Below are 25,206 nucleotides of genomic sequence, written 5' to 3' on the forward strand. Positions count from 1 at the left end.
GCAACGCCCACCTGCATCCGGTGCGGGTGGGCGGTATCGGCCCACAAGGGAGCAACAACATGATCAAACGCAATCTGCTGGTAATGGGCCTGGCTGTCTTGCTCAGCGCCTGCGGTTTCCAGCTGCGCGGCACCGGCACCAACGATCTGCGCGTCAAGGAGATGGACGTCAGTGCGCGCAACGCCTACGGCCAGACCGTGGTGCTACTGCGCCAGGTACTTGAGCGCAGTGGCGTCAACGTGCACGCTGGCGCGCCTTATCGCCTGGTACTGACCAACGAGCAGGAAAACTCGCGCTCGGCGAGCTACGCCGGCGGCAACAGCACGGCCGAGTACGAGCTCACCACCACGCTCAACTACAGCATCCTGGGCCTGAACAACCTCGAACTGCTGAGCGACAAGGTCGAAGTCCGCAAGGTGTATGTGCGTGACGGCGGCAATATCACCGGCTCCGATCAGGAAGCCCAGCGGGCGCGCGAAGAAATGCGCCGCGACCTGGTGCAGTCGATGGTCTCGCGCCTGCAACTGCTGAGCCCTTCGCAGCTCGATGAGTTGCAGCGCAAGGCCGACGCACGCGCCAAGGCCGAAGCCGATGCACTGGAAGCTGCACGCCGCCAACAGGCCGAGACGCCGCAGCAGTCACCCATGGAAATCCCGGGCAACTAAGCCCGGACGGGGCACTTCGGTGCCCCGCCTGCTCTCATGAAGCTCGCCCCCGCCCAACTCAACAAGCACCTGCAAGGTAGCCTGGCCCCGGTCTACGTGGTCAGCGGCGACGACCCACTGCTGTGCCAGGAAGCCGCCGACGCCATCCGCAACGCGGCGCGCCAGCAGGGGTTTGATGAACGTCAGGTGTTCAGCGCTGACGCCAACTTCGACTGGGGTACACTGCTGCAGGCGGGCGCCAGCCTGTCGCTATTCGCCCAGCGGCGTCTGCTGGAGCTGCGCCTGCCATCGGGCAAGCCCGGTGACAAGGGTGCTGCGGCACTCATGGAATATTGCGCCAGGCCCGCCGAAGACACACTGCTGCTGATCAGCCTGCCCAAGCTCGACGGCAGCGCGCAAAAGACCAAGTGGGGCAAGGCACTGATCGAAGGTGCCCACTGTCAGTTCATCCAGATCTGGCCGGTGGATGCCCAGCAACTACCCCAGTGGATCAACCAACGCCTGTCCCAGGCCGGGCTGTCGGCGCAACGCGATGCCGTCGACCTGATCGCCGCACGGGTAGAAGGCAACTTGCTGGCCGCCGCCCAGGAGATCGAAAAGCTCAAGCTGCTGGCAGAGGGCAACCAGATCACCGTCGAGACGGTGCAGGCTGCGGTTGCCGACAGTGCGCGCTTCGATGTTTTCGGCCTGGTGGACGCCATCCTCAATGGTGAAGCCGCACACGCACTGCGCATGCTCGAAGGGCTGCGTGGCGAGGGTGTGGAACCGCCGGTGATTCTCTGGGCACTGGCGCGTGAGCTGCGCCTGCTGGCCGGGTTGGCCCAGCAGTTCAGCCAAGGCGTACCGCTGGACAAGGCCTTCAGCCAGGCGCGCCCGCCCGTGTGGGACAAACGCCGGCCGCTGGTCAGCAAAGCGCTGCAGCGCCTCTCCGCGCAGCGCTGGGCGCAGCTGCTGCAGGATGCCCAGCGTATCGATGCGCAAATCAAGGGGCAGGCCGAGGGCTCGCCGTGGACCGGGTTGTCGCGCCTGGTGCTGTTGATGGCCGGGCAAAAACTCGGGCTTCCTGCGCAATAGCTGGAGCGCGGAGCGGCCCAAAGCGCCGGCCATAAAGACAATCAATTGGCCCCACCCAGCCCCAAGCCCTAAAGTCCGCCCCGAAACCCACCCTAGCCGGGAACCCGCCATGAGCAAAAAGCCGAAAAAGCACGGCCACAACAAGGCCAAATCGATCATCGCCCAACCCTTGTTCCGCTGCCGCCAGGAACAACCGGAAAAAGGCAAAGGCAGCTACCGCCGCAAAGCCTTCCAATCGAGAGATTGGGAGGCTTCTTACTTTTTGGCCGCATGAAAGCATCGCAGGCGCAGGCATGGTATGGTCGGCACCTGACCTGCAATTCTGGATCTGTGCATGCTCTTGAGTCTTCTCCCCCGTTGGAAATCCCGCCAGTTGCTCGCGGTCTCCAGCTTCATCCTGCTCGTCGCCTGCGCGGAAAAACCCACGGCCGCCGACGCCCTGCCGCTGGCCCCCGCCCAGCCCGCGCCGGTAGTGACCCTGCCCAGCGCCACAGCTGACGTCAGCACCGACATCCAGCCCCTGCTGACCTTCGCCGAATGGCAGGCGAACTTCCGCCAGCAGGCCCTTCAGGCCGGCATCGAAGCGAGCACCTTCGACCGAGCGTTCCTCGGCGTGACGCCTGATCTCGATGTGATCAAGGCCGACCGCAGCCAGCCCGAATTCACTCGCCCGGTGTGGGAATACCTGGAGGGTGCGCTGTCGCCCCTGCGCGTGCGCAACGGCAAGAAACTGCTGGAACAGAACGCCGAACTGCTGACCCGCATCGAGCAGCGCTATGGCGTCGATCGTCAGGCGCTGGTTGCGGTGTGGGGCATGGAGAGCAACTTTGGTCAGTTCCAGGGCAGCAAGTCGGTGATCCGTTCGCTGGCCACCCTCGCCTATGAAGGCCGCCGCCCTCAGTTCGCTCAAGACCAGCTGATCGCCGCCCTGCAAATCATCCAGCACGGCGATATCCAGCCTGAGGCGATGCGTGGTTCATGGGCCGGCGCCATGGGCCAGACCCAGTTCATCCCGACCACCTACAACACACACGCGGTGGATTTCGACAGTGATGGTCGACGGGATATCTGGAACAGTACGCCCGATGCCCTGGCATCAACTGCGCACTACCTGCAGAGCTCTGGCTGGAAACATGGCCAGCCTTGGGGCTTTGAAGTGCAGGTGCCGGCCGGTTTCGACTACTGGCAAGCCGACGGCTCGCTGCGAAAGCCGGTGTACGAATGGCTACAGATGGGCGTAAAACTGCCTGCAGGTACCCAGCTGCCAGCGGGCAGCAATCAGTTGTCGGCAGCCCTGCTGCTGCCTGCGGGCGCCCGCGGCCCGGCATTCCTCGTGCTGGACAACTTCCGCGCCATTCTCAAGTACAACAATTCGTCGTCCTACGCGCTGGCAGTGAGCCTGCTCGGTGATCGTTTCTCGGGCTGGGGTTTCATCAGCGGCAGCTGGCCGAAAGAGGACCTGCCATTGAGCCGCAGCGAGCGGATGGAATTGCAGAATCTGCTGAATGCCAGCGGGCATGAGGCGGGGAACCCGGACGGCATCATCGGGGCCAACACCCGCAAGGCGATTCGTAATGCCCAGCAGCAGCTGGGGTGGCCGGCGGATGGCTATCCGACCCACAAGTTGCTCGACAGCCTGCGTCAACGCTGAAGTCATCGGGGCCGCTTTGCGGCCCCGGCGATCTCAAGCCTTGAACAGGCCCTGACCCAGCACCAGTGTCTGCTTCTCACTGTCCAGCCTCACCAAGGCCCCCAGCGGCAAGCACACATTCGGATCACAGTGCCCACTGCGCCACCCGGCCAGCACCGGCACCCCCAGCGGCCTGAAAGTCTCTTCCAGAAGCGGCGCCAGCGCTGCCACGGTAATCCCGGCAAAATCCCCCACCAGAACGCCCTGGACGCCCTCCAGCTTGCCCGCCAGGCGCAATTGAGTCAGCAACCGGTCCACCCGATACAGCGGTTCATTGACGTCTTCGATGAACAGGATGCAGCCCTGCGTATCTATCTCCGCTACCGTCCCGAGGGTGGCACTCAGCATCGACAGATTGCCACCCAGCAGACGCCCGCTGGCGACACCGGGAACCACGCAATTCAAGGCGAACGCGGCCGGATGGACAATTTCATCCCCCTCCCCCAAAAGCCCGCCCAACTGCGCCAGCAACGATGACTCGGTCGGTTGCAACTTGGCGCCCAACAGGTCGGCATTGAGCATCGCACCGTGAAAGGTGATCATCCCGGTACGCTGGTAAATGGCGGTGTGCAGCGCGGTGATATCGCTATAGCCGATCAGCGGCTTGGGGTTGCGGCGGATCAGCTCGAAATCGAGCCGCTCGAGCAGGCGCATGCTGCCATAACCACCACGCATGCACAGGATCGCATCGACCTGCGGGTCGGCGAAAGCGGCATGCAGATCCTGCAGGCGCTGCTCGTCGCTGCCGGCCAGGTAACCCTCAGCCTGAGAAACGCCCGGGTAGATCTTGCAGCGGTAGCCACGCTCACTGAACCACTGGCCAGCCTTCTGCACATCCAGACGTGCCGGCCCTGCCGGTGCAACGATGGCAAAGCAGGCATTTTCCGCCAGCGCCGCAGGCAAACGGGACTCTGTGGTTTCAACGCAATTCATCGCAGCTCCTTACGGGACAGCAAAGACAAAAATGCCGATGCCGCCTCTAAGCGTGCATCGGCATGTTCAACCCAAGCCCGGCTCAGAGCTTGATCTTGGCTTCGTGCGCCTGCTGGTCGGCATGGTACGACGAACGCACCAACGGGCCGGAAGCAACGTTCTTGAAGCCCATCTTGTAGCCTTCCTCGGCGAACCAGGCGAAGGTGTCCGGGTGGACGAAACGCTGCACCGGCAGGTGGCTGCGCGATGGCTGCAGGTACTGCCCGAGGGTCAGCATGTCGATGTCGTGCTCACGCATGCGGTGCATCACCTCGATCACTTCCTCGTCGGTCTCGCCCAGGCCGAGCATCAGGCCCGACTTGGTCGGCACGTGCGGGACCATCTGCTTGAACTTCTGCAGCAGGTCAAGCGACCAGTCATAGTCCGAACCCGGACGCGCGGCCTTGTACAGGCGCGGCACGGTCTCGAGGTTGTGGTTGAACACGTCAGGCGGCGTTTGCGCAGTGATTTCCAGGGCAACGTCCATGCGGCCACGGTAGTCCGGCACCAGGGTTTCCAGCTGAACGCCAGGCGACAAGGCGCGGATTTCGCGAATGCAGTCGGCGAAGTGCTGGGCACCGCCGTCTCGCAGGTCGTCGCGGTCCACCGAGGTGATCACCACGTACTTCAGGCGCAGGTCGGCAATGGCAACGGCCAGGTTCTTCGGCTCGTCCAGGTCCAGTGGCTTCGGCCGGCCATGGCCGACGTCGCAGAACGGGCAGCGACGGGTGCAGATGTCACCCATGATCATGAAGGTCGCGGTGCCACCGGAGAAGCACTCGCCCAGGTTCGGGCAAGACGCCTCTTCGCACACGCTGTGCAGCTTGTGCTTGCGCAGCAGCTGCTTGATACGGTCGACTTCAGGGGATACCGGGATGCGCACGCGGATCCAGTCAGGCTTTTTCGGCAGCTCATCGGTGGGGATGATCTTCACCGGGATACGCGCGACCTTTTCGGCGCCACGCAGCTTAACCCCGGCTTCCACTTTCTTCGGCGCTGGGCGCGCGGTGGCATCCTGGGTAGGTATCAGGTTCGGCACGGCTTCTTGCACAGTTGTCATATTCAGTCGATTCCGCCCGTGAGGGTCGTCTGCTCAGCATAGTCGAGGTGCCTGACCAGCTGTCCGCGCAGCCTTGTCCTGACCTCGTCGAGTTCGATCGGACCTGCCAGGTCACGCAGCTGGGTCATGGCCAGCCCCGCATACCCACAGGGGTTGATTCGGCGGAATGGAGCCAGGTCCATGTCCACGTTCAGAGCAAGGCCGTGGAAGGAACGGCCGTTGCGGATTCGCAGGCCGAGGGAGGCGATTTTCGCTCCGTCGACATAGACACCCGGCGCATCGGGCTTGGCCACCGCGTTGACGCCATAGCTGGCCAGCAGGTCGATCAGGGTCTGCTCGATGCGGCTGACCAGTTCGCGCACGCCAAAGCCCAGACGGCGCACGTCCAGCAGCAGGTAGGCCACCAGCTGCCCGGGGCCATGGTAGGTCACCTGGCCGCCGCGGTCGGTCTGCACCACCGGGATGTCACCCGGCACCAGCAGGTGCTCGGCCTTGCCGGCCTGGCCCTGGGTGAAGACCGCGGGGTGCTCGACCAGCCAGACTTCGTCCTGGCTGTCCGGGCTACGCTGCTCGGTGAAGCGACGCATGGCCTCCAGCACCGGTTCATAGGGCTGCAGGCCAAGTTCGCGAACACCGAGGCAAAGCGACATCAGAGCACCATTTTCACGATGCCGGTGGCACGCAGGGCACTGTTGATGTCATGCAGCTGATTCTCGCTTTCGGCGACGATGTGCAGTTGCACCGTGGTGTACTTGCCTTCCTTGCTCTGGCGCTCGGCCAACGTGGAAAGGTCGACCTTCGCGTGCTTGCTCAGGATCTCGATCACCGTGTCCCTGAAGCCGACTACGGTGTCGCCGATTACCTTGATCGGGTAATCGTCGCAGGGGAATTCGATTTTGTGCGACTTGACGTCAGGTTCGCTCATGGCGGAAACGGCCTCGTAAGCCGTGGCAACAACAACGCCCCCGCTGGATACGCGGGGGCGTGCAGGTCACGTATTCAGTTGAACAACCCGTAGAAGAATAGACGGATGCTATCCCACATACGGCGGAAGAAACCACCTTCCTCGACGCCATCGAGGGCAATCAGGTCGGCGCTGTGAACCACGTTCTCGTCCAGTTTGACTTCCACTTTGCCGATCACGTCACCTTTGGCGATAGGTGCGGTGAGCTGCGGGTTCATGGTCATCGAAGCCTGAAGGCGCTTCAATTGGCCTTTAGGCATAGTCATGGTCAGGTCGTCGGCCAGGCCAGCCTTGACTTGGCTGGTAGCACCCTTCCAGACCGGAGCCTGGGTCAGCTCGGTGCCCTTCTGGTAGAAGGTCTGGGTTTCGAAGAAGCGGAAACCGTAGGTCAGCAGCTTCTGGGTCTCGGCAGCACGGGCTTGCTCGCTGTTGGTGCCGAACACCACGGCGATCAGGCGCTGGCCGTCACGAACGGCCGAAGCCACCATGCAATAGCCGGCTTCTTCGGTGTGGCCGGTTTTCAGACCGTCGACGGTCTTGTCACGCCACAGCAGCAGGTTGCGGTTCGGCTGCTTGATGTTGTTCCAGAAGAATTCTTTCTGCGAGTAGATGGCGTAGTGGGCCGGGTCGATATTGATGATCGCGCGGGCCAGCAGGGCCATGTCGTGAGCCGACGAGTAGTGCTCCGGGTTCGGCAGGCCGGTCGGGTTCATGAAGTGGCTGTTGGACATGCCCAGTTCGGCAGCGGTCTTGTTCATCATGTCGGCGAAGGCGTCTTCACTGCCGGCGATGTGCTCGGCCAGGGCAACCGAGGCATCGTTGCCCGACTGGATGATGATGCCATGCAGCAGGTCGCTCACGGTGACCTGGCTACCGACCTTGATGAACATGCGCGAACCGCCGGTGCGCCAGGCGTTTTCGCTGACAGTGACCGGGTCGTTCTCGCCGATCTGGCCGCGACGGATGTCGACGGTGGCGATGTAGGCGGTCATCAGCTTGGTCAGGCTGGCAGGCGGCAGGCGCTCGTCACCGTTGTTCTCGACCAGCACGTTGCCGCTGGACGCGTCCATGAGTACGTAGGACTTGGCTGCCAGTTGCGGTGGCGCCGGCATCATCTGCTCTGCTGCGAAGGCAGCAGGCGTGAGCATCAGCAGTACGGGCAGGCAAAGTCGTTTGGCAAGGTTGGTGATGTTCATCCGTCTCTCGAAAATCGCTAATGGTCTGATGTTCCCTGGGCCACATCGTGTGCCCAGCGCCAGTCAGTCTAGTTTTTGTGGCCTTCGGCCTGGCCCACGAACTGCGGCTTTATGTCGCTGCGGGCAAAAGCCGACATTGTACATGGCCGTGGCCGGCAATTCATGACAAAACCGACAGTTTGTGGAGGCCCACGCCCCCACGTGAACGGTCAGTCAGCGGTGACCAGCTTGGCCTGGCCAAGATTCGCCAGGCGAATGCTGTCCTGTGCCTGCTGGATCTCCCCCTGGCTGCCGAACGGCCCCAGGCGCACGCGGTGCAGGGTTTGCTGGTTGCGCACGATGGAGCTGATGAACACCGGCGCGCTGACCATGGTGCTGAGCTTGGAGCGCAGCAGCTCGGCCGCATCCGGGTTGGCGAAGGCGCCTACCTGAAGGACATTGCCGGCAGCGCCGGCTGGCACGTTGCCGCCGCCTACCTGCACCGGCACCACCGGCGCCGCGTGCTGCTGCGGTGGCGGGGTCCACTGCTCGACCCGCCCGGTGCTGGCCGGAATCGCCTGGGTCTGCGCGACCTGCGGCTCTTTGAGCATCAGCGGCGGCTTCTGGCCCTTCTGTGCCCACCACTGCTGCGGGTCGATACCCTCGACCCGCACGTGCGCGGTGCCAATCTCGGCGTAGCCGAGTTTCTTCGCCGCCGCATAGGACAGGTCGATGATCCGGTCGGAATAGAACGGGCCGCGGTCGTTCACCCGCAAGATCACACTACGGCCGTTGGCCAGGTTGGTCACCCGGACATAGGCCGGCAGCGGCAGGGTCTTGTGCGCCGCGCTCATGCCGTACAGGTCGTAGAGTTCTCCGTTGGCAGTGTTCTGCCCGTGGAACTTGGTGCCGTACCACGATGCAGTGCCCTCGGCGCGGTAGTTGCGCGCGTCCTGCATCGGGTAGTAGGTCTTGCCCAGCACGGTATACGGGTTGGCCTTGTAGGCACCGGTATGCACGGTCGGGGTGGCATCAGGGATCTTGTTGACATCCACATCCCACCACGGAGCACCGTCCTTGTGGGCACGGTTGATATCCAGGCCAGGCTGCGAACGGACGACATTGCCACTGCCCTGGGAGGTCGGGCGGCTGGAGGAACAGCTGACCAGCAACATGCCGACGGTCATGCAGGTCAGCAGCTTGAAGGTATTGGCAGAGATGATTGCGCGCATTACTTGACGCCCCGTACTTGGACCAGCTGTTCCGCAAGCTGATGCACCGCCATGGCATACATCACGCTGCGGTTGTAGCGAGTGATCGCGTAGAAGTTCTTCAGGCCCATCCAGTACTCGGGGCCGTTTTCGCCTTCCAGGCGGAAAGCCGTCACCGGCAGATCATCGCGCAGCGCATCATGGCTCGACCAGCCCAACGCCCGCAACTCCCCGACCGTCTTGACCGGCTCGATGCCGGTGGTGACGCCTTCGTCGACCCGCGTACCACTGACCCGGGCGCGGCTGACCACGCCTTCGCCGGCCACCCAGCCATGGCGCTTGAAGTAGCTGGCCACGCTGCCGATGGCATCGTCGGGGTTGTTCCAGATGTTGATGTGGCCGTCGCCGTCGAAGTCCACCGCGTAGTTGCGGAAGCTGCTCGGCATGAACTGCGGCAAGCCCATGGCGCCGGCGTAGGAGCCCTTGAGGTTGAGCGGGTCGATCTGTTCGTCGCGGGCCAGCAAGAGGAATTCGCGCAGTTCCTTGCGGAAGAATTCAGCTCGCGGCGGGTAGTCGAAGGCCAGGGTGGACAGGGCATCGATCACCCGGTAGTTGCCGGTGTTGCGGCCAAAGAAGGTCTCCACCCCGATGATCGCGACGATGTATTGCGCCGGCACGCCATAGGTTTGTTCGGCCCGGGCCAGCACCGCCTCGTGCTGACGCCAGAAATCCACACCCCGGGCAATGCGCGCGTCGGTGATGAACATCGGCCGGTATTCCTTCCACGGCTTGACCCGTTCGGCCGGGCGCGAGATGGCGTCGAGAATCGACTGCTTGCGCTGCACCTCGCGAAATACACCGTTCAATTGCTCGGGAGCAAACCCGTAGTCGCGGCTCATCTGGAGAACGAACTCGGTCACCTGCGGGGAGCCGTCGTAGTCACCGGCATGGGCCAGCTGTACAGCGCCGAACAGGCCCACCGCGCCGATCCACGGCGCACAACGGGCAGCCCAGTTACGCACTGCTTGCATGAAATTGTTCACCTTATTCAAACTTGCGCGATCCATTTGCGGTGCGTGTGGATCGACATCAGAACGCCAAACGCTGACAGCAGCGTCACCAACGAAGTTCCGCCATAGCTAATGAAGGGCAGCGGCACTCCCACCACGGGCAACAGGCCGCTGACCATACCGATATTGACGAACACATAGACAAAGAAGGTCATGGTCAGGCTGCCCGCCAGCAACTTGCCGAACAGGGTCTGCGCCTGAGCGGTGATCATCAGCCCGCGGCCGATCAGCAGCAGGTAGACGATCAGCAGCAGGCAGATGCCGACCAGGCCGAACTCCTCGCCAAGCACCGCGATAATAAAGTCGGTGTGGCTTTCCGGCAGGAAGTCCAGGTGCGACTGGGTGCCCAGTAGCCAACCCTTGCCGAACACACCACCAGAACCGATGGCCGCCTTCGATTGAATGATGTTCCAGCCGGTACCCAGCGGATCGCTTTCCGGGTCGAGGAAGGTCAGTACGCGCTGCTTCTGGTAGTCGTGCATCACGAAGAACCACATCGCCACCGCTACCGGTACCGTCGCTGCAAGTACGCTGAGGATCCAGCGCCAGCGCAGCCCCCCCATGAACAGCACGAAGGCACCGGAGGCAAGAATCAGCAACGCGGTGCCCAGATCAGGCTGACGGACGATAAGAATGAACGGCACGCCAATCAACACCAGGCTTATTGCCACGTGTTTCAGGTGCGGCGGCAACGTGCGCTTGGACAGGTACCAGGCGATGGTCGCCGGCATGATGATCTTGAGGAATTCCGAGGGCTGGAATCGGATCACCCCGGGAATGTTGATCCAGCGCGTGGCGCCCATGGCGTTGTGGCCCATGACGTCGACCACCACCAGCAGGCACACCCCTACCAGATACGCCAGTGGCACCCAGCGGGCCATGAAGCGCGGCTCAAGCTGGGCGATGACGAACATCGAGACCAGGCCAATACCGAACGAGGTGGCCTGCTTGAGCAGCAGGTCCCAGTTCTTGCCACTGGCTGAATAGAGGACGAACAGGCTGCCGGCAGCGAGGGTCAGCAGGATGATCAGCAAGGGGCCGTCGATGTGGATGCGCTGCAGGAAGCTGGCGCGTCGACGCATCACGTCCTCGCTGGAGAGCATGCGATCGAAATTGTTCTTCACTGGGCCGTTTCCTGGGCGACGGTGGCAGGCGCGAATTCGCTTTTCAACCGGCCGCTCTCGTCGAGCAGCCAGGCGTCCATGATCTGCCGCACCACGGGCGCGGCAACGCCGGAGCCGGACTCACCGTTCTCGACCATCACCGAGACCACGATCTTCGGATCGTCGGCCGGGGCAAAGGCCACGAACAGCGCGTGGTCGCGGTGGCGCTCCTGGAGTTTGTTGCGGTCGTACTTCTCGCCCTGCTTGATCGCCACCACCTGGGCGGTACCGCTCTTGCCGGCAATGCGGTACTGGGCGCCGGTTGCCGCCTTGCGCGCGGTGCCGCGGGCGTTGTGCATCACCTGCTCCATGCCGTGGGTGACCTTCGCCCAATCGGACTTGTCGCGCAGGACGATGTCTTCCATCGGGTTAGGGTCCACCGGCGGCTGGCCTTCGATGGTCTTGGCCAGGTGCGGACGGTTCCACACGCCCTTGTTGGCGATCAGTGCAGTGGCCTGGGCCAACTGCAGCGGCGTGGCCTGCATGTAGCCCTGGCCAATGCCGAGAATCAGCGTTTCACCCGGGAACCAGGCCTGGCGGCGAGTGGCGCGCTTCCACTCGCGCGACGGCATCAGCCCGGGCGACTCCTCGAACATGTCGAGGGCGACCTTCTGGCCGATGCCGAACTTGTTCATGTAGCTGGACAGCCGATCGATACCCATCTTGTGGGCAAGGTCGTAGAAGTAGGTGTCGTTGGAGCGCATGATCGCGGTGTCCAGGTCGACCCAGCCGTCACCGGTGCGGTTCCAGTTACGGTACTTGTGATCGTAGTTGGGCAACTGGTAGTAACCGGGGTCGAATACCCGGCTGCTGGCATTGACAACCCCGCTATCGAGGCCGGCAATGGCCACCGCCGGCTTGATGGTCGAACCCGGCGGATACAGGCCGCGCAAAACACGGTTGAACAGTGGCCGGTCGATCGAGTCGCGCAGTTCGGCATAGGCCTTGAAGCTGATGCCGGTGACGAACAGGTTGGGGTCGAAGCTCGGCTGGCTGACCATCGCCAGCACCTCGCCGGTACGCGGGTCGAGCGCCACCACAGCCCCACGCCGGCCACCCAGGGCGGCCTCTGCGGCTTCCTGCAGTTTGATGTCGAGGCTCAGCACGATGTCCTTGCCCGGCTTCGGGTCGGTGCGCTTGAGCACCCGCAGCACACGGCCCCGCGCGTTGGTCTCGACTTCCTCGTAACCGACCTGGCCGTGCAGCTCGGGCTCGTAGAAGCGCTCGATGCCGGTCTTGCCGATATGGTGGGTGCCGCTGTAGTTCACCGGGTCGAGGGTTTTCAGCTCTTTTTCGTTGATCCGCCCGACATAACCGACCGAATGAGCGAAATGCGCGCCCTGTGGGTAATGGCGCACCAGTTGGGCAACGACCTCGACGCCTGGCAGGCGGAACTGGTTGACCGCCACGCGGGCGATCTGCTCTTCGTTGAGTTCGAACAGGATCGGTACCGGCTCGAACGGCCGACGCCCCTGCTTCATGCGCTTTTCGAACAGCGCGCGGTCGTCCGCGGTCAGGTCCAGCACTTCAACGATGGTATCCAGCACTTCCTGCCAGTTACCCGCACGTTCGCGGGTCATCGACAGGCTGAAACTGGGCCGGTTGTCGGCGACGATCACCCCGTTGCGGTCGAAGATCAACCCGCGAGTCGGCGGAATCGGCTGCACATGCACCCGGTTGTTTTCCGAGAGCGTCGAGTGATAGTCGTACTGGATGATCTGCAGGTAATACAGCCGCGCGACCAACACGCAAATAAGCAGCATGACCGCCACCGCGCCGACAACGACGCGGTTGCGCACCAGGCGGGCGTCTTTCTCGTGGTCCTTGAGACGGATCGGCTGCGACATCGGACTGCTTACAGGCTCATTTGTGGTAAGGGTGCCCGGACAATACCGTCCAGGCGCGATAGATCTGCTCGCCGATGAGTATCCTTACCAACGGGTGCGGCAGGGTCAGCGGCGACAGCGACCAGCGCTGCTCGGCGCGTGCGCAGACCTCAGGCGCCAGCCCCTCCGGACCGCCCACCATCAAATTCACCGTGCGCGAGTCCAGGCGCCAGCGATCCAGCTCGGTCGCCAGTTGCTCGGTACTCCAAGGCTTGCCATGGACCTCGAGGGTGACGATGCGTTCCCCGGGCTGGACCTTGCTCAGCATGGCTTCGCCCTCCTGGCGGATCAGGCGGGCGACGTCGGCATTCTTGCCACGAGTGTTCAGCGGGATTTCCACCAGCTCGAGCGACAGCTCCTGGGGCAGGCGCTTGGCATATTCATGCCAGCCTTCCTCGACCCACTTGGGCATACGCGAGCCGACCGCGATCAGGCGCAGGCGCACGACGCTTCCTTATTCCCGGTCTTTCAGTTTGTCGGTGAAGTAGTCGCTGGCGTTTTCCGGGCTGTGGTGCTTGGCATCAGCCGCACGGCTCTGCTCGGCGCCCATCCACAGGCGCTCCAGGTCGTAGAACTGGCGGGCAGCGGCGGTCATCATGTGCACGATGACGTCGTTCAGGTCCAGCAGTACCCAGTCGCTGTCGCCCTTGCCTTCTTCACCCAGCGGCTGCGCGCCCTTGGCCTTGACCGCTTCACGGACCTTTTCCAGCATCGCGTTGATCTGACGGTTGGAGGTACCGGTGGCAATGATCATGTAGTCGGTCAGGCTGTGCTTATCGCGCACGTCGATGACCTGGATGTCCTGGGCCTTGACGTCTTCCAGGGCGGCTTTGGCCAGATCGACCAGTGCTTGGCCATTGATGGTTTGCTTGCTCATATAAAACTCTTCAACTCGTTTGGATGAGGCGCCCTGGGGCACCGTCAGTTAGGGGCACGATACAGTTCGTGCGCCTCGATGTAGGCCAGTACGGCGTCCGGCACCAGGAACCTCACCGATTTGCCGCTGGCCAGCAGCTGTCGGATCTGTGTAGCCGACACCGCGAGCGGCGTCTGCCAGACGAACGAAATATTCCCCGCCGGGCCGGACATGGCGGTGGGATCGCTCTCCGAGCGCGCAGCCAGCAGGTTGCGCAACTCGTCAGGGGGTTCAACGTCCGCATCCGGGCGTTGCAGCACCAGGATGTGACAGTGTTGCAGCAGTTCTTCCCAGCGGTGCCAGGTGGGCAGGCCACAGAAGGCATCCCAGCCGAGCACCAGGAACAGCTGGTCGTCGACGCCCAGTTCGGCGCGAATCGATTCCAGCGTGTCGAGGGTGTAGGACGGCTTGTCGCGTTCGAGTTCGCGAGCATCGACGCTGAGGCAATCGACGCCCTGCACCGCTTCACGGACCATGGCCAGGCGGTCCTGCGCCGCTACCTGCGGGGTATCGCGGTGTGGCGGGCGGGCATTGGGCAACAGGCGCAGCTCATCGAGCGCCATGAACTCGGCCACTTCAAGCGCGCTGCGCAGGTGGCCGATGTGCACGGGGTCGAAGGTACCGCCAAGAATGCCGATGCGCCGGACTGCCTGGGCCTTGCTCAACTCAGCAGGACTCCTGGCCACGCAGCTGGCCGTCACCGATCACCACGTACTTCTCGCAAGTCAGGCCTTCCAGGCCGACCGGGCCGCGGGCATGCAGCTTGTCGGTGGAGATGCCGATTTCCGCGCCCAGGCCGTACTCGAAGCCATCGGCGAAGCACGTCGGGGTGTTGAGCATCACCGATGCCGAATCGACCTCGGCCATGAACTGGCGGGCCTGGCCCTGGTGTTCGGTGATGATCGAGTCGGTGTGGTGCGAGCCGTACTGGTTGATGTGCTCGATGGCCTGGTCCAGGCCGTCGACGACGCGGATCGACAGGATCGCGTCGAGGTACTCGGTGTGCCAGTCGTCCTCAGTGGCCGGCTTGGCCTCGATCAACCCACGGGTACGCTCGCAGCCACGCAGTTCGACGCCCTTCTCCTGGAAACGGCGGGCCATTTCCGGCAGGAAGCCTGCGGCCACGCGCTGGTCGACCAGCAGGGTTTCCATCGCGCCGCAGATGCCATAGCGGTAGGTCTTGGCGTTGAACGCCACGCGCCAGGCCTTGTCCAGGTCGGCGTGCTCGGCCACATAGACGTGGCAGATACCGTCCAGGTGCTTGATGACCGGCACACGGGCATCGCGGCTGATGCGCTCGATCAGGCCACGGCCACCGCGCGGCACGATGACGTCGACGAACTCGGGCATGCTGATCAGCGCGCCAACGGCTTCGCGGTCGGTGGTCTCGACCACCTGCACCACGGCAGCCGGCAAGCCGGCCGCAGCCAGGCCACGCTGGATGCAGGTGGCGATGGCACGGTTGGAGTGGATGGCCTCGGAACCGCCCCGCAGAATGGTGGCGTTGCCCGATTTCAGGCACAGGCTGGCGGCATCGATGGTCACGTTCGGGCGCGACTCGTAGATGATCCCGATCACTCCCAGCGGCACGCGCATCTTACCGACCTGAATGCCCGACGGGCGGTAGCTCATGTCGCGGATGGCGCCGACCGGGTCCGGCAGGCTGGCCACCTGGCGCAGGCCGGTGATCATGCCGTCGATACGCGCCGGGGTTAGCGCCAGGCGGTCAAGCAGCGCCGCCTCCAGGCCATTGGCCCGGCCGGCGGCCAGGTCCAGTTCGTTGGCTGCGGCAAGCTCGGCGCGCGCAGCATCCAGCGCATCGGCGGCGGCCTGCAGGGCGCGGTTCTTCTGCGCGGTGCTGGCACGTGCGATGACGCGGGAAGCCTGGCGTGCGGCGCGACCCAGGCGGGTCATGTAGTCAAGAACGGACTCAGTCATGGGTTCGGTGTCTTGGCGAAGGGGAAATCGGCTGATTATAACTGTCGCGCAGGTATACGCCCAGCGGCGGGTGGCGGATGGTCGAAAATGGCTTGGTAGAATCCATAGGAAAGATGTAACCGCGCTTATCGAACTGTCCCGGTTCAGCCTCGATTAAGCTATTCATTGCTATCATCCCCGCCTTTACTGCCACGAACCGCCAGCATGCCAGCCTCAGCCCCCTGCCCTGCACGTGCCCTTCCTGACAACTTCTTCGACCGCGACGCCCAGACCTTGGCCAAGGCGTTGCTGGGCAAAGTCATCCGTCATCGCCAAGGCGACCTCTGGCTGGCTGCGCGGATCATCGAGACCGAGGCCTACTACCTGACCGACAAAGGCAGCCACGCGTCGCTCGGCTACACCGAAAAACGCAAGGCGCTGTTCCTCGACGGCGGGCACATCTACATGTATTACGCCCGCGGTGGCGACTCGCTCAATTTCAGCGCCAAAGGCCCGGGTAACGCGGTGCTGATCAAGTCCGCATACCCTTGGGTCGATGCCATCTCCGATGCCAACAGCCTCGCACAGATGCAGTTGAACAACCCCGACGCCAGCGGCAACCTGCGCCCGCCCGAGCGCCTGTGCGCCGGGCAGACCCTGCTGTGCAAGGCCATGGGCCTGAAAGTGCCGCACTGGGACGCACAGCGTTTCGACCCCGAACGCCTGTACGTCGAAGATTGCGGCATTGCCGTGCCAAGGGTGATCCAAACGGCACGTCTGGGCATTCCCCACGGGCGCGACGAGCACCTGCCGTACCGCTTCGTCGATGCCGAATACGCCCGTTTCTGCACCCGGAACCCGCTGCGCCGGGGTCAAGTCGAAGGGCAAGACTTTTTCATCCTCGAACAAGGAAGCTGAAACATGGGCCAATGGCTCGACAGCCTGACAGGCTGGCTCAGCGCCAACCCACAGTGGCTTGGTGTGGCGATTTTTCTGGTGGCGTGCGTTGAGTGCCTGGCCATTGCCGGCATCATCGTGCCGGGCACGGTACTGCTGTTTGCCGTTGCCGTGCTGGCCGGCAGTGGCGCATTCAGCCTGGGAGAAACCCTGCTGCTGGGGTTCCTCGGCGGCCTGCTCGGTGACGCACTGTCGTACACCGTCGGCAAGTACTTCCACCAGAACATCCGCCGCCTGCCGCTGCTGCGCCATCACCCCGAGTGGATCGGCAGCGCCGAGGCCTACTTCCAGCGTTATGGCATCGCCAGCCTGCTGGTCGGCCGCTTCATCGGCCCGCTGCGGCCGATGCTGCCAATGGTGGCCGGGATGTTCGACATGCCGCTGCCGCGCTTCATCGCCGTCAGCCTGGTGGCGGGTGCGGGTTGGTCAGTGGCTTACCTGCTGCCCGGCTGGGCCACCGGTGCCGCCATGCGCCTGCCCTTGCCTGAAGGTTTCTGGCTGGATGCCGGCATCATCGCCGGGACCCTGGCGGTACTGATCGGCCTGAGCCTGAACAGCAGCCTGCGCGACCAGCGTCATGGTACCCGGCTGATCGCCGGCCTGAGCTTCATCGCACTCGCGGCGGTGTTTCTTGGCTGGCCTTACCTGCAGGCATTCGATCAGGGCGTGATGACGCTGGTACAGGAACACCGTAGCAAAGCCATTGATGGCACCGTGGTGCTGGTGACCCGGTTGGGCGACTTCAAGACCCAGTTTTTCCTGGGCGGTTTGCTGACCGGCTTGCTGCTCCTGGCGCGTCAGTGGCGCCATGCCCTGTTCGCGGGCGGTACGCTGATTGGCACGGCGCTGGCCAATGGCACGCTCAAATGGCTGTTCGCCCGTGCCCGCCCGGAAGTACTGAGCGACCCGTTGACCAGCTACAGCATGCCCAGCGGGCACAGTTCGGCATCGTTCGCATTCTTCCTGACCCTGGCAGTGCTGGCCGGGCGTGGCATGCCGCCGCGCATGCGCCTGACCTGGGTGATGCTGGGCTGCATTCCGGCGTTGGCGATTGCATTGTCGCGGGTGTACCTGGGCGCCCATTGGCCGACCGACATCATGGCCGGCGCCTTGCTGGCCTGTTGTGTGTGCGCGCTGAGCCTGACGCTGGTGCAGCATCGGCAGCCGCTGACAGCACTGCCGCAGAAGGTCTGGTGGCTGGTGTTGCCGGCGTGCGTCGCGTTGCTGGCGTTCTTTGCCATGCATGCGCTGCCTCATGCCCTGCTTCGCTACCAGTATTGAGGTGGCCGGTACAGGCCACTGCGCTCAATCAGGCGAACAACTCACCCTGGATCCGCTCAAGCAGCTTCTGGATTTCTTCCAGCCGCTGCGCCGGCGAGTCGATCGCCAGCAAGTCCAGCTTGTCCTCTTCCATGAACGGCAACAGATACGCCAGTTGGTTGGCCAAGGCCTGGCGCCCGTCGACGTCCCGCGGCATGTCCAGCGCCTCGACCATCGGATGCTCGCCCAGTGCCACCAGCAGCGCCAGCAAGTCATCGTCGTGATCGGTGAGCGGGCTGTCCGGCTGTTCCGCCAGCCAATGGACCTCGCCGACCAGCAATTGGTCTTTCTGGACTTCGGTCTGGCTCAACTCGAAGCGCCGTATACCTTCCACGCGAATGCCCAGCAAGCCGTTGTCCTGCTGGACGAAGTCACGGATCATGGCCTCGCAACCGATCGAGGCCACCACCGGCGGCGCCTTGCCGACCTGCTCCCCTTCGACGATGCACACTACGCCAAAGCCGGTGCCCTGTTTCATGCAGCGGCCAATCATGTCCAGGTAACGCGCCTCGAAGATCTGCAGATCCAGCAGGCAACCGGGAAACAACACGGTATTGAGGGGAAACAGCGGTAGCGTCATCACAACTCCTCAAGCCACCAGGCTGACCGCCAACGGCAGGAACACCGCCGTGGCCACCCCCATCAGGCTCATCGCCAGCGCGGCAAAAGCGCCGCACTCGTCACTTTCCTGCAAGGCCACCGAAGTGCCCACGGCGTGAGCCGTCACACCTAGCGACATGCCACGCGCCTCCGGGCTGTGCACACCCAGCCGGGTCAGCAGTGCCGGGCCGAAGATTGCCCCGATCACCCCGGTAATCAACACGAACACGGCCGCCAGCGCCGCCACGCCACCAATCTGTTCCGCCACCAGCATGGCGATCGGCGAAGTGACCGATTTCGGCGCCATGGTCATCAGGATCATGTGTTCGGCACCGAACCACCAGCCCAGCAGCAAGCAGCAGACCGTGGCGAACAGGCCTCCGATTACCAGCGTAGTAAAAGTCGGCCAGAACAGCTGCCGGATGCGCCGAAGGTTGAGATAGAGCGGCACCGCCAGTGCCACGGTGGCGGGGCCGAGGAGGATGTTCATGATTTCGGTGCTTTTGCGGTATTCGGCGTAGCTGATGCCGCAGGTCAGCAGCACGCCGATCACCAGCAGCATCGACACCAATACCGGTTGCAGGAACAGCCAGCGGGTCTTTTCGTAAGCGGCCAGCACTATCTGGTACGCGCCCAACGTGATCCCGATACCGAACAAGGGATGGTGGATGACCGCGTCGAGCGCGCCCTGCCAGTCAAAGATCATGGCTATTCCTCGTGCTTGCGGTGTTGGCGGTCGATGAGTTTCTGCATCAGCAGGCCGACGAACACCAGGGTCACCAGGCAGGAAATCAGCAACGCACCGGCAATCGCCCAGAAGTCTGCGGCAATGTCCTTGGCGTAGACCATCACCCCCACCGCTGGCGGCACCAGCAGCAATGGCAGGTAACGTAGCAGGCTACCGGCGGCCTCGCTCAGCGGCTTGCCGACCTCGCCGCGGGCCATGAGGAAAAACAGCAGCAGTAACAGGCCGATGATCGGGCCCGGCAGAATCGGCACGCACAAGTGATTGAGCGCCGTACCCAGCAGCTGAAACAGCACCAGCCAGGTCAAACCACGCAACAGCATAAGGACCTCCTTCAGGCACGCCGCGACATTATAAGCACGCGCTGCGTATAAGCCGATATTCGCCGAAATGCGGGCTTCTTGACTGAAACGGTTCGCCGTGCTGATCTTGCACTTTCGTACCAAATGACAACCTGGAGAGTCGCGATGCCCTATGTACCGGTAAACGAGCTATCGCAGTACGTTGGAAAGGAGCTGGGACGTTCCGACTGGCTGAAGATCGACCAGCAGCGCATCAACCTGTTCGCCGAAGCCACCGGCGATTTCCAGTTCATCCATGTCGACCCGGAAAAAGCGGCGAAAACCCCGTTCGGCACCACCATCGCGCATGGTTTCCTGACCTTGTCGCTGATCCCCATGCTGATGATGGACATCCTGGTGCTTCCTGAAGGGTTGAAGATGGTGGTCAATTATGGACTCGACAGCGTGCGTTTCATCCAGCCGGTAAAGGTCGACAGCAAGGTTCGACTGAAGGTGGACCTGGGTGAGGTGACCGAGAAGAAGCCGGGGCAGTGGCTGCTCAAAGCGACCGCTACCCTGGAGATCGAAGGCGAAGAGAAGCCGGCCTATATCTCAGAACCCCTCTCGCTCTGCTTCGTCTGACAGAGCCAATTTGCGGGTGAACCCGCTCCCACAGGATCGCCACACGGCCAGGCCTTTGTGCTGTACCTGTGGGAGCGGGTTCACCCGCGAACAATCCAACCCCGATTCCGATTGGATCACAGATACCTGCGCCCCGCATTCTGCGGCATACTCGGCAGACCTTTTGCCCGGATTCCGCCATGCGTCCACTGCTCCCCCTCGCACTGACCCTGATGCTCGCAGCCTGTGGCGATGGTGAGTCGTTGTCCCCGCCTGACGCACGCCTGCCCGACGGTGGCCGCTACCGCGGGCAGGTTGTCGATGGGTTGCTGCAGGGCGAGGGGCGCATCGACTACCCCAACGGCAGCTGGTACGCCGGCAGCTTCAAGGACGGCCAGTGGCACGGCCAGGGCGAGTGGCATGGCAGCAACGGTGAGATCTACCGAGGCCAGTTCGACAAGGGGCTGTTCCACGGCCTGGGCGACCTGACCACCCCCGGCAGCCACTATGCCGGCACATTCAGCCACGGCCGACGTGACGGTGAAGGTACGCTCAAGCAGGCCGACCTGAGCTACCGCGGCCAATTCAAGGATGACCAGTACGAAGGTGCCGGCGAACTGGAAATGGCCGACGGCAGCCGCTACCAAGGCTTGTTCGCCAAAGGCAAACCCAATGGCGCAGGCGTGCGCAGCGATGCCAGCGGCAACCAGTTCAGTGGCCGCTTCGTCGACGGCCAGTTGCAGGGCAGCGGCACCTACGACAGCGTCGATGGCGAGCAATACATCGGTGAGTTCAAGGACAACCGCCTGGAGGGCCGTGGCCGCTACGAGAACGCCGACGGCGACGTCTGGATAGGCGAGTTCAAGGACGGTTCGCTGACCGGCGAAGGCGAATTGCTCGGCAGCGACGGCAGCCACTACAAAGGCACTTTCGTCGACTGGCATCTGTCTGGCCAAGGCAGCCTGCAGTTGCCGGATGGCAGCAGGTACGTCGGCGGTTTCGACAACGACGCCTACCAGGGCCACGGCAAGCTGACGCTGGCCAACGGCCAGGTCGAAAGCGGCTTCTGGGTCAATGGTGTGCGCGTACGTGACCAGAAAGGCAAGCTACTGCCCGACCCGCTGGACCTGGCCCTGCTCAATCAGGGCCGCCTGCTGGATGAAGCCCTGGCGCGGGTACCGCGCTCGGCGCCGCCCGTCCAGCTGTACAGTCTGGTAGTGGCCGGCGATGGTCAGCAGAGCGTGTTCCTGCGCGAAGCCGACTATGTCAGCAACATGCTCAATGTGCGTTTCGGTGCCCGTGGCCAGGTCACCTTGGTCAACCACCGCGACCAGATGACCACCCGCCCCATGGCCACCCGCGAGAATCTCAGCCGCGCCGCCCGCACCCTGGCCGAACGCAGCGGCCCGGAAGACCTGATCTTCATCTACCTGACCAGCCACGGCAGCCAGGACCACCAGCTGGTGCTCGACCAACCGCGCCTGCAGCTGGCCGACCTGTCCGCCGACGAATTGGCCAGCGCCCTGGCGCCGCTCAAGGACCGCGACAAGATCATTGTCATCTCCGCCTGTTATTCAGGTGGCTATATCGCCCCGCTCAAGGACGACCGTACGCTGATCATGACGGCCGCCCGTGCCGACCGGGTATCGTTCGGGTGCTCGGAAGAAGCTGACTTTACCTACTTCGGCGATGCCTTGTTCGCCGAGGCCTTGAACCAGACCGACGACCTGAAACAAGCGTTTGAACTGGCGCGTACCAGTGTTGCCGAACGAGAACGGAGGGAAGGTTTCGAGGCCTCCGAACCCCAGATCTGGGCGCCGCCCGCAGTACTGGCACACTGGCAGCAACTGCGTAAGCACCAAGCCGAGGAAGCCTTGCGTAATGCGGCACAGGCCAAGCCGCAGGAACAGGCAAAAACGCCTGCCAGCCGCTAAGCTTGTGTGTAACAAGGGAGAGACATCATGTATTTGACGCCTCAGCATGTCCTGCTTGCCGGTGCCACCGGCCTTACCGGTGAGCACCTGCTCGACCGCCTGCTCAACGAACCCACCATCAGTCGCGTGCTGGCCCCGACCCGTCGGCCATTGGCCGAGCACCCCCACCTGGAAAACCCGGTGGGCGACCCCGCAGTGTTTCTCCCGCAACTGGCCGGCCGGGTCGATATTGCCTATTGCTGCCTGGGCACCACCCTCAAGCAGGCGGGCTCGGAGCAAGCGTTTCGCGCCGTCGATCTGGACATGGTCGTGGCCTTCAGCAAGCGCGCACGAGAAATGGGTGCGCGCCACCTGCTGGTCGTCAGCGCCCTGGGTGCCGACCCCAAGTCGTCAATCTTCTACAACCGCGTCAAAGGCGAAATGGAAGAAGCGCTCAAGGCTCAGGACTGGCCACAACTGACCATCGTGCGGCCATCGTTGCTGCTCGGTGAACGGCTGGAACCACGCCTGGGTGAGAAGCTGGCCTCGCCATTCTCGAAGTTGATGCCGGGTAAATATCGCGGGATCGAGGCATGCACACTGGCACGGGCGTTGTGGCGCCTGGCGCTGGAAGAAGAAGATGGAATCCGCGTGATCGAGTCCGACGAGTTACGCAGGCTCGGCAAATAACAGCCGCTACAGCCCACCCGTAGCCTGAAACCCTATGCCTGCCGCCGTCAGCAATGACAGCGGCAGGAACAGCGTGTCCAGCAGCATGCTGCCAGGCAGGTCCAGGCGTGGATACGCCGGCGCCTCGGCACCGAAGCGATCCATGGGGCAGCAGCCACCCTTGATTGCGTACATGTCCAGCCGGGTCCCGGCATACACCACTGGCGCCCCTGGCTTGTTGGCGTCCAGCGTGCGCACTGTGGCGCAGCCGCCGAGCAGACTGGCCGCCAGCAATCCAGCCAGGCAGCGTTTCAATCATCAGCCCCGAAATGATGTTCGCCCCAGCGTGGCAACATGTCCTGCGGAATGTTCAGCAGGTTGAGAATGCGCGCCACGACAAAGTCGATCAGGTCATCGATGGTCTGCGGCTGGTGATAGAACCCCGGCGCCGCTGGCAGGATCACTGCGCCCATCTGCGACAGCTTGAGCATGTTCTCCAGGTGAATGGTCGAGAACGGCGCTTCGCGCGGCACCAGGATCAACTGCCGGCGTTCCTTCAGGCTGACGTCGGCGGCCCGCTCGATCAGGTTGTTGCAGGCACCGGTGGCGATGGCCGACAAGGTACCGGTCGAGCATGGCACCACCACCATCGCCGCTGGCGCACCAGAGCCCGAGGCCACCGGTGACATCCAGTCCTCCTTGCCGTAAACGCGAATCTGCCCGTCGGCAGCCCCTGTGTATTCGGTGAGAAACGCCTGCATGGCCTGCGGCTTCGCCGGCAGGACCACGTCGGTCTCGGTGGCCATCACCAGTTGCGCGGCCTTTGAGATGAGGAAATGCACCTCACGGTCTTCGCGCACCAGGCAGTCGAGCAGGCGCAGGCCGTATTGCACGCCGGAGGCGCCGGTCATGGCCAGGGTGATGCGTTCCGGACCGCTCACTGCAGTGCCTCGGCCAGCTTGCCGTGCAGGCCGCCGAAGCCGCCATTGCTCATGATCACCACATGGGTACCCGGGCGCGCCTGGCCCTTGACCCGCTCGATGATGGCGTCGAGGCTGTCGGCCACCACACTGGGCACCTTGCATTGCGCCGCCGTGGCGGCCAGGTCCCAACCCAGGTTGGCGGGCGCATACCAGATCACCTGGTCGGCGTCATTGACGCTTTCCGGCAAGCCGTCACGATGGGCGCCAAGCTTCATGGAATTGGAGCGCGGCTCGACAATGGCGATCACCGGCGCTTCGCCAACGCGCTTGCGCAGGCCGTCGAGTGTTGTGGCAATGGCGGTCGGGTGGTGGGCGAAATCGTCGTAGATAGTCACGCCCTGGACTTCAGCGACCTTCTCCATGCGCCGCTTGACGCTCTTGAATGCGCTAAGGCCTTCGATGCCCATTGCTGGCACCACGCCCACATGACGGGCAGCGGCCAGCGTGGCGAGGGCGTTGGCAACGTTGTGCTGACCGGTCAGCGCCCAGTCCACCACTCCTTGTACTTCACCTTCGAACAGCACTTCGAAACGCGAGCCATCGGCGCTGAGCAGGCGCGCCTGCCACTGGCCACCTTCACCGGTAGTCTGCACCGGAGTCCAGCAACCCATGCCGATGACACGTTCCAGCGCTTGCTCAGTGGTCGGGTGAATGACCAGGCCCTCACTCGGAATGGTCCGCACCAGGTGATGGAACTGCCGCTCGATCGCCGCCAGATCCGGGAAGATATCCGCATGATCGAACTCAAGGTTGTTGAGGATCGCGGTGCGCGGGTGGTAATGCACGAACTTCGAGCGCTTGTCGAAGAAGGCGCTGTCGTATTCGTCGGCCTCAACCACGAAAAACGGCGTGCCGCCCAGGCGTGCCGACACCGAGAAGTTCTGTGGCACACCGCCGATCAGGAAGCCCGGGCTCATGCCGGCATGCTCCAGCACCCAGGCCAGCATGCTGCTGGTGGTGGTTTTGCCATGGGTGCCTGCCACGGCCAGGACCCAGCGGCCCTGCAGCACGTGGTCGGCCAGCCACTGCGGGCCGGACACATAAGGCAGGCCCTTGTTGAGCACATACTCCACGGCCGGGTTGCCCCGCGACATGGCGTTACCGATCACCACCAGGTCAGGTGCAGGGTCCAGCTGAACCGGGTCGTAGCCCTGGGTCAGCTCGATGCCCTGGGCTTCGAGCTGGGTGCTCATGGGTGGATAGACGTTGGCGTCGGAGCCGGTGACGCGGTGGCCGAGCTCTTTGGCCAGCACGGCCAGCGAACCCATGAAAGTGCCGCAAATACCGAGAATATGAATATGCATGATCGACCTCGCAAAACTTCGAGGCAGGGTAGCCTAGGGCGAGAAAAATC

General features: G+C 63.4%; 28 protein-coding genes. 9 read left to right on the forward strand and 19 right to left on the reverse strand.

The window, feature by feature from the left end; genetic code table 11:
- Positions 1-59: 59 nt before the first annotated feature.
- The 4 genes from lptE to ACQKPS_RS22385 all read left to right on the forward strand — a co-directional run bounded on the left by lptE (position 60) and on the right by ACQKPS_RS22385 (position 3,390).
- Positions 60-665 (forward strand): LPS assembly lipoprotein LptE, encoded by a 606-nt coding sequence (gene lptE, locus ACQKPS_RS22370; protein WP_427605645.1) that lies wholly within the window; start codon positions 60-62, stop codon positions 663-665.
- Positions 666-701: 36 nt separating this feature from the next.
- On the forward strand, positions 702-1,739 hold the full coding sequence (gene holA, locus ACQKPS_RS22375; RefSeq protein ID WP_254481567.1) for a DNA polymerase III subunit delta: 1,038 nt from the start codon (positions 702-704) through the stop codon (positions 1,737-1,739).
- 109 nt (positions 1,740-1,848) lie between these two features.
- Complete coding sequence (arfA, locus tag ACQKPS_RS22380; RefSeq protein ID WP_054886155.1) at positions 1,849-2,013, forward strand: alternative ribosome rescue factor ArfA; 165 nt, start codon at positions 1,849-1,851, stop codon at positions 2,011-2,013.
- Between the two features lie 60 nt (positions 2,014-2,073).
- Entirely contained in the window at positions 2,074-3,390 is a 1,317-nt protein-coding gene (locus tag ACQKPS_RS22385) for a lytic murein transglycosylase (RefSeq protein ID WP_427605646.1), read from the forward strand.
- Positions 3,391-3,423: 33 nt separating this feature from the next.
- Here ACQKPS_RS22385 and ACQKPS_RS22390 read toward each other — a convergent pair whose 3' ends face one another.
- From ACQKPS_RS22390 to ACQKPS_RS22450, 13 genes are all read right to left on the reverse strand, one after another.
- Positions 3,424-4,362: a S66 peptidase family protein gene (locus ACQKPS_RS22390; RefSeq protein WP_313201712.1), complete on the reverse strand. Its 939-nt coding sequence runs from the start codon at positions 4,360-4,362 to the stop codon at positions 3,424-3,426.
- 82 nt (positions 4,363-4,444) lie between these two features.
- A complete protein-coding gene (lipA, locus tag ACQKPS_RS22395) occupies positions 4,445-5,461 on the reverse strand; it encodes a lipoyl synthase (protein ID WP_060509515.1) in 1,017 nt (338 codons plus the stop codon).
- Between the two features lie 2 nt (positions 5,462-5,463).
- Positions 5,464-6,111, reverse strand: a complete 648-nt coding sequence (gene lipB / locus ACQKPS_RS22400) for a lipoyl(octanoyl) transferase LipB (RefSeq protein ID WP_254481570.1) — start codon at positions 6,109-6,111, stop codon at positions 5,464-5,466.
- A complete protein-coding gene (locus tag ACQKPS_RS22405; protein ID WP_085625758.1) occupies positions 6,111-6,386 on the reverse strand; it encodes a DUF493 domain-containing protein in 276 nt (91 codons plus the stop codon). Before ACQKPS_RS22405 ends, lipB begins: the two co-directional genes overlap by 1 nt.
- A 74-nt stretch (positions 6,387-6,460) precedes the next feature.
- Positions 6,461-7,621 carry a D-alanyl-D-alanine carboxypeptidase family protein gene (locus ACQKPS_RS22410; protein ID WP_176507072.1) on the reverse strand — a complete coding sequence of 387 codons (1,161 nt, stop codon included), beginning with the start codon at positions 7,619-7,621 and terminating at the stop codon, positions 6,461-6,463.
- Between the two features lie 209 nt (positions 7,622-7,830).
- Complete coding sequence (locus ACQKPS_RS22415) at positions 7,831-8,832, reverse strand: septal ring lytic transglycosylase RlpA family protein (RefSeq protein WP_054886162.1); 1,002 nt, start codon at positions 8,830-8,832, stop codon at positions 7,831-7,833.
- Entirely contained in the window at positions 8,832-9,842 is a 1,011-nt protein-coding gene (mltB, locus tag ACQKPS_RS22420; RefSeq protein WP_176507071.1) for a lytic murein transglycosylase B, read from the reverse strand. The genes ACQKPS_RS22415 and mltB overlap by 1 nt, the downstream gene beginning before the upstream one ends.
- Positions 9,843-9,859: 17 nt before the next feature.
- Positions 9,860-10,963 carry a rod shape-determining protein RodA gene (gene rodA, locus ACQKPS_RS22425; protein ID WP_054886191.1) on the reverse strand — a complete coding sequence of 368 codons (1,104 nt, stop codon included), beginning with the start codon at positions 10,961-10,963 and terminating at the stop codon, positions 9,860-9,862.
- A gap of 38 nt (positions 10,964-11,001) precedes the next feature.
- A complete protein-coding gene (gene mrdA, locus ACQKPS_RS22430; protein WP_152956228.1) occupies positions 11,002-12,891 on the reverse strand; it encodes a penicillin-binding protein 2 in 1,890 nt (629 codons plus the stop codon).
- Between the two features lie 16 nt (positions 12,892-12,907).
- Positions 12,908-13,375 (reverse strand): 23S rRNA (pseudouridine(1915)-N(3))-methyltransferase RlmH, encoded by a 468-nt coding sequence (rlmH, locus tag ACQKPS_RS22435; protein ID WP_008090421.1) that lies wholly within the window; start codon positions 13,373-13,375, stop codon positions 12,908-12,910.
- 9 nt (positions 13,376-13,384) lie between these two features.
- Positions 13,385-13,807, reverse strand: coding sequence for a ribosome silencing factor (gene rsfS, locus ACQKPS_RS22440; protein WP_254481572.1), 423 nt, complete (start codon positions 13,805-13,807; stop codon positions 13,385-13,387).
- 44 nt (positions 13,808-13,851) lie between these two features.
- Positions 13,852-14,511 (reverse strand): nicotinate-nucleotide adenylyltransferase, encoded by a 660-nt coding sequence (gene nadD / locus ACQKPS_RS22445; RefSeq protein ID WP_427605647.1) that lies wholly within the window; start codon positions 14,509-14,511, stop codon positions 13,852-13,854.
- 1 nt (position 14,512) lies between these two features.
- Positions 14,513-15,784 carry a glutamate-5-semialdehyde dehydrogenase gene (locus ACQKPS_RS22450; RefSeq protein WP_427605648.1) on the reverse strand — a complete coding sequence of 424 codons (1,272 nt, stop codon included), beginning with the start codon at positions 15,782-15,784 and terminating at the stop codon, positions 14,513-14,515.
- Positions 15,785-15,988: 204 nt separating this feature from the next.
- On the opposite strand from ACQKPS_RS22450, the gene ACQKPS_RS22455 reads away from it, so the two are divergent.
- Both ACQKPS_RS22455 and ACQKPS_RS22460 read left to right on the forward strand, forming a co-directional pair.
- On the forward strand, positions 15,989-16,681 hold the full coding sequence (locus ACQKPS_RS22455) for a DNA-3-methyladenine glycosylase (RefSeq protein WP_427605649.1): 693 nt from the start codon (positions 15,989-15,991) through the stop codon (positions 16,679-16,681).
- Positions 16,682-16,684: 3 nt separating this feature from the next.
- Complete coding sequence (locus ACQKPS_RS22460; protein ID WP_427605650.1) at positions 16,685-18,001, forward strand: bifunctional DedA family/phosphatase PAP2 family protein; 1,317 nt, start codon at positions 16,685-16,687, stop codon at positions 17,999-18,001.
- A 28-nt stretch (positions 18,002-18,029) separates the two neighbouring features.
- On the opposite strand, the gene ACQKPS_RS22465 is transcribed toward ACQKPS_RS22460, so the two are convergent.
- From ACQKPS_RS22465 to ACQKPS_RS22475, 3 genes are read right to left on the reverse strand one after another with little or no spacing between them, the layout of a single operon-like run.
- The gene (locus tag ACQKPS_RS22465; RefSeq protein ID WP_254481577.1) at positions 18,030-18,620 is read right to left on the reverse strand and encodes an LON peptidase substrate-binding domain-containing protein; all 591 of its coding nucleotides are present in this window, start codon (positions 18,618-18,620) and stop codon (positions 18,030-18,032) included.
- A 9-nt stretch (positions 18,621-18,629) separates the two neighbouring features.
- Positions 18,630-19,346, reverse strand: a complete 717-nt coding sequence (locus tag ACQKPS_RS22470) for an LrgB family protein (RefSeq protein ID WP_254481578.1) — start codon at positions 19,344-19,346, stop codon at positions 18,630-18,632.
- 2 nt (positions 19,347-19,348) lie between these two features.
- Positions 19,349-19,708, reverse strand: coding sequence for a CidA/LrgA family protein (locus tag ACQKPS_RS22475; RefSeq protein WP_254481579.1), 360 nt, complete (start codon positions 19,706-19,708; stop codon positions 19,349-19,351).
- Positions 19,709-19,852: 144 nt separating this feature from the next.
- Here ACQKPS_RS22475 and ACQKPS_RS22480 point away from each other — a divergent pair, with 144 nt between their 5' ends.
- The 3 genes from ACQKPS_RS22480 to ACQKPS_RS22490 all read left to right on the forward strand — a co-directional run bounded on the left by ACQKPS_RS22480 (position 19,853) and on the right by ACQKPS_RS22490 (position 22,890).
- Positions 19,853-20,308, forward strand: a complete 456-nt coding sequence (locus ACQKPS_RS22480; RefSeq protein WP_427605651.1) for a MaoC family dehydratase — start codon at positions 19,853-19,855, stop codon at positions 20,306-20,308.
- A 179-nt stretch (positions 20,309-20,487) separates the two neighbouring features.
- The gene (locus ACQKPS_RS22485) at positions 20,488-22,221 is read left to right on the forward strand and encodes a C13 family peptidase (RefSeq protein ID WP_427605652.1); all 1,734 of its coding nucleotides are present in this window, start codon (positions 20,488-20,490) and stop codon (positions 22,219-22,221) included.
- A 27-nt stretch (positions 22,222-22,248) separates the two neighbouring features.
- On the forward strand, positions 22,249-22,890 hold the full coding sequence (locus ACQKPS_RS22490; RefSeq protein WP_254481581.1) for an oxidoreductase: 642 nt from the start codon (positions 22,249-22,251) through the stop codon (positions 22,888-22,890).
- A gap of 6 nt (positions 22,891-22,896) precedes the next feature.
- Here the strand turns inward: ACQKPS_RS22490 and ACQKPS_RS22495 are convergent, their stop codons facing one another.
- Genes ACQKPS_RS22495 through mpl form a run of 3 tightly spaced genes read right to left on the reverse strand, consistent with a single transcriptional unit; the run spans position 22,897 to position 25,156 of the window.
- Positions 22,897-23,184, reverse strand: a complete 288-nt coding sequence (locus tag ACQKPS_RS22495) for a YceK/YidQ family lipoprotein (RefSeq protein WP_427605653.1) — start codon at positions 23,182-23,184, stop codon at positions 22,897-22,899.
- Positions 23,181-23,810 carry a flavin prenyltransferase UbiX gene (gene ubiX, locus ACQKPS_RS22500; RefSeq protein ID WP_254481583.1) on the reverse strand — a complete coding sequence of 210 codons (630 nt, stop codon included), beginning with the start codon at positions 23,808-23,810 and terminating at the stop codon, positions 23,181-23,183. Before ubiX ends, ACQKPS_RS22495 begins: the two co-directional genes overlap by 4 nt.
- Positions 23,807-25,156, reverse strand: a complete 1,350-nt coding sequence (gene mpl, locus ACQKPS_RS22505) for a UDP-N-acetylmuramate:L-alanyl-gamma-D-glutamyl-meso-diaminopimelate ligase (protein ID WP_254481584.1) — start codon at positions 25,154-25,156, stop codon at positions 23,807-23,809. Before mpl ends, ubiX begins: the two co-directional genes overlap by 4 nt.
- Between the last annotated feature and the right edge of the window lie 50 nt (positions 25,157-25,206).

The organism is Pseudomonas sp. NPDC086566 (genome assembly GCF_050280885.1).
Taxonomy (GTDB): Bacteria; Pseudomonadota; Gammaproteobacteria; order Pseudomonadales; family Pseudomonadaceae; genus Aquipseudomonas; species Aquipseudomonas vlassakiae.

Excerpts from the sequence above, each read along its gene's own strand:
- lptE (WP_427605645.1), top strand. The coding sequence starts at position 60 with ATGATCAAACGCAATCTGCTGGTAATGGGCCTGGCTGTCTTGCTCAGC.
- holA (WP_254481567.1), top strand. The coding sequence starts at position 702 with ATGAAGCTCGCCCCCGCCCAACTCAACAAGCACCTGCAAGGTAGCCTG.
- arfA (WP_054886155.1), top strand. The coding sequence starts at position 1,849 with ATGAGCAAAAAGCCGAAAAAGCACGGCCACAACAAGGCCAAATCGATC.
- ACQKPS_RS22385 (WP_427605646.1), top strand. The coding sequence starts at position 2,074 with ATGCTCTTGAGTCTTCTCCCCCGTTGGAAATCCCGCCAGTTGCTCGCG.
- ACQKPS_RS22390 (WP_313201712.1), bottom strand. The coding sequence starts at position 4,362 with ATGAATTGCGTTGAAACCACAGAGTCCCGTTTGCCTGCGGCGCTGGCG.
- lipA (WP_060509515.1), bottom strand. The coding sequence starts at position 5,461 with ATGACAACTGTGCAAGAAGCCGTGCCGAACCTGATACCTACCCAGGAT.
- lipB (WP_254481570.1), bottom strand. The coding sequence starts at position 6,111 with ATGTCGCTTTGCCTCGGTGTTCGCGAACTTGGCCTGCAGCCCTATGAA.
- ACQKPS_RS22405 (WP_085625758.1), bottom strand. The coding sequence starts at position 6,386 with ATGAGCGAACCTGACGTCAAGTCGCACAAAATCGAATTCCCCTGCGAC.
- ACQKPS_RS22410 (WP_176507072.1), bottom strand. The coding sequence starts at position 7,621 with ATGAACATCACCAACCTTGCCAAACGACTTTGCCTGCCCGTACTGCTG.
- ACQKPS_RS22415 (WP_054886162.1), bottom strand. The coding sequence starts at position 8,832 with ATGCGCGCAATCATCTCTGCCAATACCTTCAAGCTGCTGACCTGCATG.
- mltB (WP_176507071.1), bottom strand. The coding sequence starts at position 9,842 with ATGCAAGCAGTGCGTAACTGGGCTGCCCGTTGTGCGCCGTGGATCGGC.
- rodA (WP_054886191.1), bottom strand. The coding sequence starts at position 10,963 with ATGCGTCGACGCGCCAGCTTCCTGCAGCGCATCCACATCGACGGCCCC.
- mrdA (WP_152956228.1), bottom strand. The coding sequence starts at position 12,891 with ATGTCGCAGCCGATCCGTCTCAAGGACCACGAGAAAGACGCCCGCCTG.
- rsfS (WP_254481572.1), bottom strand. The coding sequence starts at position 13,807 with ATGAGCAAGCAAACCATCAATGGCCAAGCACTGGTCGATCTGGCCAAA.
- ACQKPS_RS22450 (WP_427605648.1), bottom strand. The coding sequence starts at position 15,784 with ATGACTGAGTCCGTTCTTGACTACATGACCCGCCTGGGTCGCGCCGCA.
- ACQKPS_RS22455 (WP_427605649.1), top strand. The coding sequence starts at position 15,989 with ATGCCAGCCTCAGCCCCCTGCCCTGCACGTGCCCTTCCTGACAACTTC.
- ACQKPS_RS22460 (WP_427605650.1), top strand. The coding sequence starts at position 16,685 with ATGGGCCAATGGCTCGACAGCCTGACAGGCTGGCTCAGCGCCAACCCA.
- ACQKPS_RS22465 (WP_254481577.1), bottom strand. The coding sequence starts at position 18,620 with ATGACGCTACCGCTGTTTCCCCTCAATACCGTGTTGTTTCCCGGTTGC.
- ACQKPS_RS22470 (WP_254481578.1), bottom strand. The coding sequence starts at position 19,346 with ATGATCTTTGACTGGCAGGGCGCGCTCGACGCGGTCATCCACCATCCC.
- ACQKPS_RS22475 (WP_254481579.1), bottom strand. The coding sequence starts at position 19,708 with ATGCTGTTGCGTGGTTTGACCTGGCTGGTGCTGTTTCAGCTGCTGGGT.
- ACQKPS_RS22480 (WP_427605651.1), top strand. The coding sequence starts at position 19,853 with ATGCCCTATGTACCGGTAAACGAGCTATCGCAGTACGTTGGAAAGGAG.
- ACQKPS_RS22485 (WP_427605652.1), top strand. The coding sequence starts at position 20,488 with ATGCGTCCACTGCTCCCCCTCGCACTGACCCTGATGCTCGCAGCCTGT.
- ACQKPS_RS22490 (WP_254481581.1), top strand. The coding sequence starts at position 22,249 with ATGTATTTGACGCCTCAGCATGTCCTGCTTGCCGGTGCCACCGGCCTT.
- mpl (WP_254481584.1), bottom strand. The coding sequence starts at position 25,156 with ATGCATATTCATATTCTCGGTATTTGCGGCACTTTCATGGGTTCGCTG.